Annotated in this window: 8 protein-coding genes; 5 read left to right on the top strand and 3 right to left on the bottom strand. The window is 71.1% G+C overall.

What is annotated here, in order from left to right:
• Positions 1–76: 76 nt before the first annotated feature.
• The 3 genes from gltX to ACQB60_RS36620 all read right to left on the bottom strand — a co-directional run bounded on the left by gltX (position 77) and on the right by ACQB60_RS36620 (position 2,636).
• Complete coding sequence (gene gltX, locus ACQB60_RS36630) at positions 77–1,555, bottom strand: glutamate--tRNA ligase (protein WP_496930432.1); 1,479 nt, start codon at positions 1,553–1,555, stop codon at positions 77–79.
• Entirely contained in the window at positions 1,548–2,345 is a 798-nt protein-coding gene (locus ACQB60_RS36625; protein WP_496930431.1) for a fumarylacetoacetate hydrolase family protein, read from the bottom strand. The genes gltX and ACQB60_RS36625 overlap by 8 nt, the downstream gene beginning before the upstream one ends.
• A 114-nt stretch (positions 2,346–2,459) precedes the next feature.
• Entirely contained in the window at positions 2,460–2,636 is a 177-nt protein-coding gene (locus tag ACQB60_RS36620) for a hypothetical protein (protein ID WP_496930486.1), read from the bottom strand.
• Positions 2,637–3,211: 575 nt separating this feature from the next.
• On the opposite strand from ACQB60_RS36620, the gene ACQB60_RS36615 reads away from it, so the two are divergent.
• From ACQB60_RS36615 to ACQB60_RS36595, 5 genes are all read left to right on the top strand, one after another.
• Positions 3,212–7,225, top strand: coding sequence for a sensor histidine kinase (locus ACQB60_RS36615; protein WP_496930430.1), 4,014 nt, complete (start codon positions 3,212–3,214; stop codon positions 7,223–7,225).
• Positions 7,226–7,234: 9 nt separating this feature from the next.
• The gene (locus ACQB60_RS36610) at positions 7,235–7,648 is read left to right on the top strand and encodes a roadblock/LC7 domain-containing protein (RefSeq protein ID WP_030787430.1); all 414 of its coding nucleotides are present in this window, start codon (positions 7,235–7,237) and stop codon (positions 7,646–7,648) included.
• Positions 7,649–7,785: 137 nt separating this feature from the next.
• Complete coding sequence (locus ACQB60_RS36605; protein WP_384833465.1) at positions 7,786–8,196, top strand: DUF742 domain-containing protein; 411 nt, start codon at positions 7,786–7,788, stop codon at positions 8,194–8,196.
• Positions 8,177–8,755, top strand: coding sequence for a GTP-binding protein (locus ACQB60_RS36600; RefSeq protein WP_384833462.1), 579 nt, complete (start codon positions 8,177–8,179; stop codon positions 8,753–8,755). The genes ACQB60_RS36605 and ACQB60_RS36600 overlap by 20 nt, the downstream gene beginning before the upstream one ends.
• 352 nt (positions 8,756–9,107) lie before the next feature.
• The gene (locus ACQB60_RS36595) at positions 9,108–12,290 is read left to right on the top strand and encodes a nitrate- and nitrite sensing domain-containing protein (RefSeq protein ID WP_496930429.1); all 3,183 of its coding nucleotides are present in this window, start codon (positions 9,108–9,110) and stop codon (positions 12,288–12,290) included.
• Positions 12,291–12,296: the final 6 nt, after the last annotated feature.

The raw sequence follows: 12,296 nt of genomic DNA, 5'->3' as shown, positions 1-12,296 counted from the left end.
TTCGAACGTACGCGAAGGGCCCGGGAGCCGTGGCGGCTTCCGGGCCCTTCGTCGTACGGGGGTCGTACGGGGGTGCTTACGCGGTGAGCTTGGCCAGGGCCGCGTCGATGCGGGTCAGGGTCTTGTCCTTGCCCAGGATCTCCAGGGACTCGAAGAGCGGCAGGCCGACCGTGCGGCCGGTGACGGCGACGCGGACCGGGGCCTGGGCCTTGCCGAGCTTGAGGCCGTGCTCCTCACCGGCGGCCAGGACGGCCTCCTTGAGGGACTCGGCGGAGGTCCAGTCGGCCGCCTCCAGCTTGGCGCGGGCCGTGCGCAGGAGGTCGCCTGCGCCCTCCTTCATGGCCTTCGTCCAGGACGCCTCGTCCTCCACCGGCTCCTTCAGGAACAGGAAGTCGACGTTGGCCGTGATCTCGGAGAGGACCTTCAGGCGGGACTGGGCGTGCGGGGCGACGGCCTGCCAGGCGGCCTCGTCGAAGTCCTCGGGGGCCCAGTTGGCGTGCGGGGCCTGCAGCCAGGGGGCGCACGCCTCGGCGAAGGTCTTCACGTCCAGCATGCGGATGTGGTCGGCGTTGATCGCCTCGGCCTTCTTGAGGTCGAAGCGGGCCGGGTTCGGGTTCACGTCCGCCACGTCGAAGGCGGCGACCATCTCGTCCATCGAGAAGAGGTCCTGGTCCGCCGAGAACGACCAGCCGAGGAGGGAGAGGTAGTTGAGCAGGCCCTCCGGGAGGAAGCCGCGCTCGCGGTAGAGGTTGAGCGACGACTGCGGGTCGCGCTTGCTCAGCTTCTTGTTGCCCTCGCCCATCACGTACGGGAGGTGGCCGAACTCGGGGATCGTCTTCGCGATGCCGAGCTCGATCAGCGCCTTGTAGAGGGCGATCTGGCGGGGCGTGGAGGAGAGCAGGTCCTCGCCGCGCAGGACGTGGGTGATCTCCATCAGGGCATCGTCGACCGGGTTGACGAGCGTGTAGAGCGGGGCGCCGTTCGCGCGGACGATGCCGTAGTCCGTGACGTTCTCCGCCTGGACCGTGATCTCGCCGCGGACCAGGTCGGTGAAGGTCGTGGCCTCGTCGGGCATCCGGAAGCGGACGATGTGGCTGCGGCCCTCGGCCTCGTACGCCTGCTTCTGCTCGTCCGTGAGGTCGCGGCACTGGCCGTCGTAGCCGGACGGCTTGCCGGCGGCGCGGGCGGCCTCGCGGCGGGCGTCCAGCTCCTCGGTGGTGCAGTAGCAGGGGTAGGCGTGGCCGGAGGCGAGGAGCTTCTCGGCGACGTCCTTGTAGATGTCCATGCGCTGCGACTGGCGGTACGGCGCGTGCGGGCCGCCGACCTCGGGGCCCTCGTCCCAGTCGAAGCCCAGCCAGCGCATCGAGTCGAGCAGCTGCTCGTACGACTCCTCCGAGTCGCGAGCCGCGTCGGTGTCCTCGATGCGGAAGACCAGGGTGCCCTCGTTGTGCCGGGCGTAGGCCCAGTTGAAGAGGGCGGTGCGGACCAGGCCCACGTGGGGGTTGCCGGTCGGCGAGGGACAGAAACGTACGCGTACGGGGGTCGCGTTAGCCACGCTTGATCACCTTGTTGGTGAGAGTGCCGATGCCTTCGATGGTGACGGCGACCTCGTCGCCGACGTTGAGGGGGCCGACCCCTGCCGGGGTGCCCGTGAGGATCACGTCGCCGGGGAGCAGCGTCATGGCCTCGGAGATGTTCACGATCAGGTCCGCGATGGAGTGGACCATCTCGCTGGTGCGGCCGAGCTGGCGCTGCTGGCCGTTGACCGTGCACTGGATGGTGAGGTCGCCGGCCCGGTCCAGGCTCAGCTCCGTCTCCACCCAGGGGCCGAGGGGGCAGGCCCCGTCGAAGCCCTTGGCGCGGGCCCACTGCTTCTCGCGGCGCTGGACGTCACGGGCGGTGACGTCGTTGGCGCAGGTGTAGCCGAAGATCACGTCCTGGACGCGGTCCTTGGGGACCTCGCGGCACATGCGGCCGATGACCACGGCCAGCTCGGCCTCGTGGTGCAGCTCCTCGGAGAACGAGGGGTAGGTGATCGCGTCGCCCGTGCCGACGAGGGACGTCGAGGGCTTGAAGAACGCGAAGGGGGCCTCGGGGGTCTCGTTGCCGAGCTCCGCCGCGTGCTCCGCGTAGTTGCGGCCGAAGGCCACGATCTTGTTCGGCAGCACCGGCGGCAGCAGGCGGACCTTGCTCAGCGGGACCTTGGTCCCAGAGAGCTCGAAGTCGGCGTACGGGATGCCCTTGATGATGTCGAGGACGAGCTCGCCCTCCTTGCCGGGGGCACTGTCGCCCTCGACCGCGCCGTAGCCGACGTTGCCGTCGATGGAGAACCTGGCGATGCGCACGGGAACCTGTGCCCCTTGTTGCGTTGGTTGGGATGTGACACCCCAGGCTAACGCGGAAAGGGCACCCGGCAGCCTCGGATTACCTGCTGGTGGGGTGCCCTGCGGCGGACCGGGTCAGGCCGCCTGCTGCTCCGGCACGTCCATCAGGATCGTGCGCTTCGGGTTGGCGGTGTTCGTCGGCAGCGTGAGGGTGTGCTCGGGCCGCTCCAGGGGCTGCTGCACCTCGTCGGCGCCGTCCAGGTGCGCCAGGGTGGTGCGGCGGGGGTTGGCTATGTTGCGGACCATCTTCATCTGCCGTTCAGACCTTGTCGGTTGGGGCGTCACCAGCGGGACGCAGGTTGTCGGATTCGCCATCCCTGTAAAGCGTCAGGCTAAACATCCAATTCCCTGCCAAAGTCGAGAAGAGGCCATGATCTTTGTGTGAGTTTGCTCACGAGGTAGTGGGCAAAACGGTCAATTCCGGCCCAGGAATGGCTTGTTGGAAACGGACATTGCGCCATTGAAGGCGTCATTCCGCTCCCGATCATGAAGACTGGGACACCCCCTCCCGGTAGCCACCTTGTTCACATACGTCCGCTTTCTCCTAGATCACTTTCTACGTCCCGTAACGCACCACTCACGCCCTGTCACGGAGGTCACGACCCGGCACACGGGCCTTGTTGGAGATCCGGCACTGTGCTGGAATTCCCGGGACCGCCGCGGGGATCGAACCGGCGCGCAGGGGCGCAACGCAGCGCCGAGTGGCGGCGGGAAGAAGGGGGAGCGCCGGTCACTCACGACCACCATGGGGCGCTTCGGTGCCCCACGACGCCGACACCGTCCCACCGTCTTACGGAGGGACGCCTGGTCCAGAGGTTGCGACGCTAGTGCAGGGACGTTTCAAGAGGGATGGCAGCGCTGCGGCGGAGCCGGAGCGTGGCGGCGGGACCGACCGCGGCTCCTCGGCCCAGCACGCCCAGAACCCGGGTCAGGCCCCCGGCGACTCCGGCCCGCAGGCCGTGCGTCAGCCGGCCGCAGGCGGCAGCCTGCCCGCGGCGCCGGCCAAGCCGAAGGGCCCGAGCGGCCCCGGCTCGCGAATAGCCCTGCGCAACTGGCGCATCTCCACCCGACTGGTGTCGCTCCTCGCGCTGCCCGTGGTCGCCGCGACCACCCTCGGCGGCCTGCGCATCAACAACTCCCTCGAAGACATCCAGCAGCTCGACAACATGAAGCTGCTGACCGAGATGACCAAGCAGGCGACCGAGCTGGCCGCGGCGCTCCAGGAGGAGCGCGACCAGTCCGCCGGTCCCCTCGCCCACGGCGCGACGGGCTCCGACTACAAGGTCAAGGGCACCCGCGAGAAGACCGACCGCGCGTACAACGCCTTCCTCCAGGGCACCCAGGACCTCGACGACTCGAGCGACGACGAGGGCCTGCTCGGCGTCCGGGCCAACACCGTCCAGATCACCGCCCAGCTGCGCCAGATCAAGGACATCCGCTCCAGCGCGTACGACGACAAGAATTCCTCCTCTCGGACGGTCGACGCCTACAGCCAGCTCATCCAGCAGCTCCTCGGCCTCTCCGAGGACATGGCGCAGGCGACCAGCAACCCGGACATGATCCGGCGCACCCGCGCCCTGGCCGCCTTCTCCTCGGCCAAGGAGTACGCGTCCATCCAGCGCGCCATCATCGCGGCCGCCCTGCCGGAGAACGACAAGAAGTTCGGCGAGCTCTCCGGGATCGACCGGCAGTACGGCTGGAACGCGAACACCAAGGAGCACACGGAGACCCAGACGTTCAGCAGCGTCTACTCCGGCAACGCCGCCGAGCTGACCAAGCCGCTCACCGGCACCAACTCGAACATCAAGTCGTCCGACCAGTACGCCAAGCGCGTCCTGGAGCAGAACGGCGGCCTCAAGCTGCAGAGCAAGCGGTCCTACATGGACTGGCTCGACGAGGACTCGACCAAGATCGAGGCCATGTCGAAGATCGAGCTCACGCTGCTCGACGAGATGGAGCAGAAGGCCCGCGAGCTGCGCAACGACGCCGAGCAGGACGCCATCATCAACGGTGCGCTGATCCTGCTGGTGCTCGGCGTCTCGCTCGTCGGTGCCTTCGTCGTGGCGCGGTCCATGATCCGCTCGCTGCGCCGCCTCCAGGACACCGCCACCAAGGTCGCCCAGGACCGCCTGCCCGAGCTGGTCAAGCAGCTCTCGGAGTCGGACCCGCAGGACGTGGACACCTCGGTGGAGTCCGTGGGTGTGCACTCGCGCGACGAGATCGGCCAGGTGGCCGCGGCCTTCGACGACGTGCACCGCGAGGCCGTCCGCCTCGCCGCCGAGCAGGCCCTCCTGCGAGGCAACGTCAACGCGATGTTCACCAACCTCTCGCGGCGTTCCCAGGGCCTCATCCAGCGCCAGCTCTCGCTCATCTCCGAGCTGGAGTCGCGCGAGGCCGACCCGGACCAGCTGTCCTCGCTCTTCAAGCTCGACCACCTCGCGACCCGCATGCGCCGTAACGGTGAGAACCTCCTCGTTCTCGCCGGTGAGGAGCCGGGGCGCCGGTGGACCCGGCCCGTGCCGCTCGTCGACGTGCTGCGTGCCGCCGCGTCCGAGGTGGAGCAGTACGAGCGCATCGAGCTCTCCGCCGTGCCCTCGACCGAGGTCGCGGGACGCGTCGTCAACGACCTCGTGCACCTGCTCGCCGAGCTGCTCGAGAACGCGACCTCCTTCTCGTCCCCGCAGACCAAGGTCAAGGTCACCGGTCACGCGCTGCCCGACGGCCGCGTGCTCATCGAGATCCACGACACCGGCATCGGCCTCTCCCCCGAGGACCTCGCCTCCATCAACGAGCGGCTCGCCTCGCCGCCCACCGTGGACGTCTCGGTCTCCCGGCGCATGGGTCTGTTCGTGGTCGGCCGCCTCTCGCAGCGCCACGGCATCCGCATCCAGCTGCGCCCCTCGGACTCCGGCGGCACGACCGCGCTGGTCATGCTCCCCGTCGACGTCGCCCAGGGCGGCAAGAAGGGTCCCGGCGCGCCCGGCCCGACCGGTGGTCCCGCCGCGGCTCAGGCCGCCGCGGGTGCCGCGGCGGCGCGGCGCGGTGTGAGCGGCGGCAGCGGTGCGCCCGGCCTCGGCGCGGGTCCCGGCCTCGGCGGTCCCGGTCTCACCGGTGGACCGGGTGGCCAGGGCGGTCCCGGCGGCGGCAACGCCGGGCGTCTCGGTGCCGGTTCGGCTCCGCGCGGCCAGGTCGCGGGTACGGGACCGCGGGCGGCGCTGCCCTCGCGGGAGACGGGCACGCCGCAGCGGTCCGGCTCCGTCGGTGGTCCGGGTGGTCCGGGTGGTGCCGGTGGTCCGGGTGGTCCGGGTGGTCCGGGTGGGCTGCAGCCCGCGGGTCCGACGGCGCCTCAGGGCGGCGGGGACCAGGGCAACCGCGGCGACCTGTTCCGGCCCGCCGGTGACCAGGGCGGCCGTCCCGGTACGCCGGGTCAGCAGCCGCAGCGGCCGCCGGTGCCCCAGCAGCGCACCAACGAGGCCGAAGGCCGCCAGGGCCAGCAGGGCCAGCGACGCCGTCCCCAGCTGCCGCCGCGCGGGGGTCCGCGTGCCGAGCTGCCCGGGGGCAACCCGCAGCCGCGCGTGCCGAGTTGGAGCGACGAGAACGCGCAGCCGCAGGTCTCGCACGAGCCGTTCGACGCCCCGCGCGGGCACGAGGAGCCGGAGTCGACCGGCCAGTTCGCGCGCCCCGCCGAGTCGTCGGGCACCGGCCAGTTCAACCTGCCGGAGTCCGGGGCTCCCGGTTCCCAGAGCTCCACGGGCCAGTTCCAGCAGCCCGACGCCTTCCAGCAGCCGGAGTCCACCGGGCAGTTCGCGCAGGCGGACTCCGGGTCCGGGGCCGGGTCCACGGGGCAGTTCCAGCGCCCCGAGACGACAGGGCAGTTCCAGCAGCCGGACGCCACCGGCCAGTTCGCCCGGCCCGGCGCCGACGACCGCCAGGGCCCCGGCTCCACCGCCGAGTTCGCGCGCCCCGACTTCGACGGGCCGCCGCCCGGTCAGCAGAGCCCGCAGGCGCCGCAGCCCCCGCAGGCCCAGAGCCCGCAGACCACCGGCCAGTTCGCGGTGCCCGGCGTGCCCCGGCCGCCCGCCCCCCGGCGCGGCCAGGACCAGGGCGTCCCGCAGCAGCCGCAGGGCCCCGCGCAGCAGCAGCCCCAGCAGCCCCAGCAGCCCGCCCAGCCGGAGCCGCTGCCGCCCGCCGCCGACCCCGGCGACGGCCGCACCCCGCTGTACGACACCCTGGAAACCAACTGGTTCCACACCCAGCAGGGCGCCCAGGACCCGCAGACCGGCGGCACCTCGTACCCCCAGAGCGGTGCTCAGGACCGCGGTGCCCAGGACCACGGCACCCAGGACCGCGGCCCGCAGCAGCGTGAGCCCGAGCCCACGCGCGGCGAGGCGCCCGCCCCCGAGCAGCCGCGCAGCCCGCTGCCGCCGCGCCGACCGCAGGCCGCGCAGCCGGGACAGCCCGCGCAGCCCTCGGAGCCGACGCCTCCGCAGCGCCCGGCCACCGCGCCCGGCGGCTCGCAGGGCGGCGGCGTGGGCAACGGTCCGGCGGCCGGCTGGCGCACCTCTCCCAATGACGAGCTCGGCCGCCAGGCCGAGCGGGTCCGCCAGCCCTCGGCGGGCGGGGTCACCACCTCCGGCCTGCCGCGTCGCGTCCCGCGCGCCAACCTCGTCGCGGGCACGGCTCAGCAGCAGCAGGACAGCACAGGTCCGCAGGTCTCGCGTGCGCCCGACGACGTGCGCGGCCGGCTGACGAATCTCCGTCGGGGCATCCAGCAGGGTCGCCAGGCCGGTTCCGGCCAGACCGGCAGTTTCCCTAGCCCCACTCACCAGCAGGAGCGTTAGTTGAGTCCGATGAGCCAGGCGGCACAGAATCTGAACTGGTTGATCACCAACTTCGTGGACAACACCCCCGGGGTGTCCCACACGGTCGTGGTCTCCGCGGACGGCCTGCTTCTCGCCATGTCCGAGGGCTTCCCGCGCGACCGCGCCGACCAACTGGCCGCCGTGGCCTCGGGGTTGACCTCCCTCACGGCCGGGGCCTCCCGGATCTTCGAGGGCGGCACGGTCACCCAGACCGTGGTGGAGATGGAGCGCGGCTTCCTCTTCATCATGTCGGTCTCGGACGGCTCGTCCCTGGCCGTGCTCGCCCACCCGGAGTGCGACATCGGCCTGGTCGGCTACGAGATGGCGCTCCTCGTCGACCGCGCGGGCGCCGTTCTCACCCCGGACCTGCGCGCCGAGCTCCAGGGCAGCCTGCTCCACTAGCCGTACCGGTCTCCCGGCCGACCCCACTCGGCCGCCCCTCGCCCGAACGTTCGACCAACCGTCCGGCCGCCATTCGTGCCCCCACCGGCTCTGTCAGACGGCACCGCAGCCCAACTGCTGTCCCGCCCGGAGGATCCATGACCCCGCCCACCGCCTCTCACGACCCGTACGGAGCTCCGCACGCCGCCCCGTACGGCATTGAGGGCGACCAGCCGCTGGTGCGTCCGTACGCCATGACCGGCGGCCGGACCCGGCCCCGCTACCAGCTCGCCATCGAGGCGCTGGTGAGCACGACGGCCGACCCGGCCCAGCTGATGGGGCTGCTCCCCGAACACCAGCGGATCTGCCACCTGTGCCGTGAGGTCAAGTCGGTGGCCGAGGTCTCGGCCCTGCTCTCGATGCCGCTCGGCGTCGCGCGCATCCTCGTGGCGGACCTGGCGGAGGCCGGGCTCGTCGCCATCCACCAGCCCGGCGGCGACGAGAACGCCGGTGGCCAGCCTGACGTGACACTGCTCGAGAGGGTGCTCAGTGGACTTCGCAAGCTCTAACACCGAAAGCCGGTCCACCACTTCGGCCAAGATCGTGGTGGCGGGCGGCTTCGGCGTGGGCAAGACCACGTTCGTCGGGGCGGTCTCTGAGATCAACCCGCTGCGCACCGAGGCCGTCATGACGTCCGCCTCCGCGGGCATCGACGACCTCACCCACACCGGAGACAAGACGACGACCACCGTCGCCATGGACTTCGGCCGCATCACCCTCGACCAGGACCTCATCCTCTACCTCTTCGGCACCCCCGGACAGGACCGGTTCTGGTTCATGTGGGACGACCTCGTCCGCGGCGCCATCGGCGCCGTCGTCCTCGTCGACACCCGCCGCCTCGCCGACTGCTTCCCCGCCGTCGACTACTTCGAGAACAGCGGCCTCCCCTTCGTCATCGCCCTCAACGGCTTCGACGGACACCAGCCCTACACCCCCGACGAGGTGCGCGAAGCGCTGCAGATCGGGCCGGGTACGCCGATCATCACCACCGACGCGCGACACCGTGCGGACGCAAAGAGTGGCTTGATCACGCTGGTCGAGCACGCGCTGATGGCCCGGCTCAAGTAGTCCCTCAAGTGGGCTGAGCCATACGGCAGTTGTCGTACATCGCACGGCGCGGTCTGTGTCCTTTGACACGGCCGTCCGCCGTGTTCATAACGTTTCGACAGAGAATTCCGGTGACGCAGACACGCGTCGCGTTCACCCGGTGTCGCTGTGTTCACATGAGCCTCGCCTTTTGGCGGGGCTCGCTCTTTATGACCGTTTTATCTGAGGCTTTCGCCACTCGGAAGATTTCCTTCCTACTGTTTGGAAGAGCCCGCCCTGACGTGCTGGAATGCGCTGAACTGCCCAGTAGCACGGGCCTTGGAGACGACAGCGGTGCCGACGTGGGCGCCGCCGCCGAGAGGTTGTTGGTCGAGTGAGGCGAAGCAAGACGAGCCCCGCACCGCAGCAGACGCGGGACACGCGGGGCAACTTCACCCCGCCGTCGCGCACAGCGGCATCGCCCGCGGCGGGCGCCCCCGGCGCAGCGGGCGGCGAGGCCCCGGCCGACCCCGGCGGCAGGTTCTCGCCGCGCAACTGGCGGGTGCCCACCCGTCTGAACGCGATCCTCCTCATACCCGTGCTCGTCGGCCTCGTCATGGGCGGCTTCCAGGTCAAGGCGGCCATCGACACCTGGAACCAGGCCCGCGACGCCGAGAGCACCGCCCGTCTGGTCCGGGCCGCCCTGACCTACAGCAACCGCCTCATCGAAGAGCGCGACATCTCCGCCGCCCCCCTCCTGAAGGGCAAGCGGAACGACCCCGCCGTCGTCAAGGCCCGCAAGGCCACCGACGCCGCCGCCGCCGAGTTCAAGGCCGCGACCACGGACATGCCGGACAAGGAGGGCCTCAACCGGCGCCTCGACGGCTTCCACAAGGTCGAGCCGAAGCTGACCGCGCTGCGCCAGGCCGCGTACACCTCCAAGCTCCCCGGCGTGCAGACCGAAGAGGGCTACGTCGCCATCCAGCACCCGCTGATGGAGTTCGCCAACGAACTGGGCCTCGGCACCGGCAACATCACCAGCTACGGCCGCACCGTCTACGCGATCTCGCTGTCCAAGGGCGCGCTCTCCCTGGAGCGCTCCATCGGCACGCACCTGCTGACCGAGCCCGGTCCCGGCACCGCCGCCTTCACCAAGCAGCGCACCTCTTTCGCCTCGTACGCCTACCTCGAGAACATCGCCATCGAGGAGTACACCGGTGGTGGCACCGCCGAGGACGTCGCCAAGCTCGACGAGGCCAGGGAGAAGCTGAAGGCCGACGGCGAGGCGCAGGCCAAGAAGGCCGCGGCCGCCGCGAAGGCCAAGGGCAAGAAGTTCACGCCGCCGCCGGCGCCCGAGAAGATGGTCGCGGGCATCGCGGGGATGCCGTCCACCCAGCCGAGCGCCCGTCTCGCCCTGGCCGGCCAGGGCATCACGGCCGACAGCTGGTGGGCCTCCACCACCGCGCGCTTCGACGCCTACCGCACCATCGAGTCGGACCTCGCCGACAAGGCCGTGAACGAGGCCTCGGACATCGCCGACAACGCCAAGCAGGACGCGTACCTCAACGGGGCCGTCGTCGTGGTCGCGCTGCTCGCCGCCTTCGTCCTGGCCGGGCTCATGGCCCGCCAGATGTCCCGCTCCATGCGCCAGCTGCGCACCGCCGCCTTCGGCATCGCCGAGCAGCGCCTGCCGATGCTGGTCGACCAGCTCTCGCGCACCGACCCGGGCCGCGTGGACACCCGTGTCCAGCCCATCCCGATCACCTCCACCGACGAGATCGGCGAGGTCGCCCGCGCCTTCGACCAGGTGCACCGCGAGGCCGTCCGGCTCGCCGCCGAGCAGGCCCTGCTGCGGGGCAACATCAACGCGATCTTCACCAACCTGTCGCGCCGCAACCAGTCCCTGATCGAGGGCCAGCTGACCCTCATCACCGACCTGGAGAACAACGAGGCCGACCCGGACCAGCTGGAGTCCCTCTTCAAGCTGGACCACCTGGCGACCCGCATGCGCCGCAACGGCGAGAACCTCCTGGTCCTCTCCGGCGAGGAGCCCGGCCGCCGCTGGGACCAGCCGGTGCCGCTGGTCGACGTCCTGCGCGCCGCCTCCTCCGAGGTGGAGCAGTACGAGCGCATCGAGCTCTCCGGCGTCCCGGAGGCCGAGATCCACGGCCTGGCCGTGACCGACCTCGTGCACCTGCTCGCCGAGCTCCTGGAGAACGCCACCACGTTCTCCTCTCCGCAGACCAAGGTCCGCGTCACCGCGACCCGCCTGCCCGACGGCCGCGTGATGGTCGAGATCCACGACAAGGGCATCGGCCTCACCGCCGAGGACTTCGCGGACATCAACCACAAGCTGGCCAACCCGCCGACCGTGGACGCCGCGATCTCGCAGCGCATGGGCCTGTTCGTGGTCGGCCGCCTGGCGGACCGGCACGGCATCCGCGTCCAGCTGCGCCCCTCCGGCGAGCAGGCGGGCACCACTTCCCTCGTCATGCTCCCGGACGGGATCACGCACGGCGGTGGCGGTGAACACCAGGCGCACGACCCGGAGTTCACGGTCTCCTCGATCATCCCGGAGCAGCAGCCCGAGCAGCCCGCCTTCGAGCACGCCCCGCTGCGCACCGCCGCGGAGCTCGGCTTCGACGACAGCCGCTACCACGGCGACCACCCCGAGGCGACGCCCGAACTCGACCCGGTGGGCCGGTCGTTGATGCGCGAGGAGCGGCGTGCCGCCCTGGAGGCGCAGGCCCAGGCCCAGCCGAACGGCGGTCACCGTCCGCTCTTCCGCGACGAGGTCGAGCCGCAGCAGCAGCCGCACGAGACCCCGCAGGACACGTATGAGCACGTCCGGCAGGACGTGTACGAGCAGCCCCAGCAGCATCAGCAGGGCGCGTACGACCAACAGCAGGGCGCGTACGACCAGTTCACTCCGGCGCACGACGGCTACCAGGACGGCGCATATGCGGAGCCGGGCTACCAGGACGACTGGCCGCTCCAGAACGGGTATGCGCAGGACACGGATGCGTATCAGAGCGAGTACGCTCCGGAACCGGAATCTGCTCCGGCCGCTCCCCAGGGAGATGCCGAGCGCGTAGGCTTCGACCGTCCCGGCCCGACGCCGTCGGTCGTCCACGAGATGACGGACGCGGGGCTCCCCCGACGCGGCTCCACGGCGCCGGGCGGCACCGCGCCGTCGGACGGCGACGCGGCGTCGAACGGGAACGCGGCGTCGAACGGAACCGGCAGCGCCCCCGCCGCCGCGCCCCACGACAACGCCGAAGGCGACAGCTGGCGTTCGTCCAACGACGATCGCTGGCAGCGCGCCGAACAGCTCCGTGCGCCGAGGGCGGGCGGGGTCACCTCGTCCGGCCTGCCGCGCCGGGTGCCCAAGGCCAATCTGGTCGAGGGCACCGCGGAGCAGACCCCGCAGGGCGGCCCCCAGGTCTCCCGCGACCCCGAGGACGTGCGGGGCAGGCTGAGCAACCTGCGCCGCGGCGTCCAGCGGGGCCGCAGCGCAGGTAGTGACACGAACGGCCAGGGCCTCGGCCCTGACAGCACCTACAACCAGGAGCGTTAGTGTGAG

It is taken from the genome of Streptomyces odontotermitis, from assembly GCF_050510915.1.
Classification (GTDB): domain Bacteria; phylum Actinomycetota; class Actinomycetes; order Streptomycetales; family Streptomycetaceae; genus Streptomyces.
Note: the sequence above shows the minus strand (reverse complement) of the source record. Positions and strands in the feature narration are given on the sequence as shown.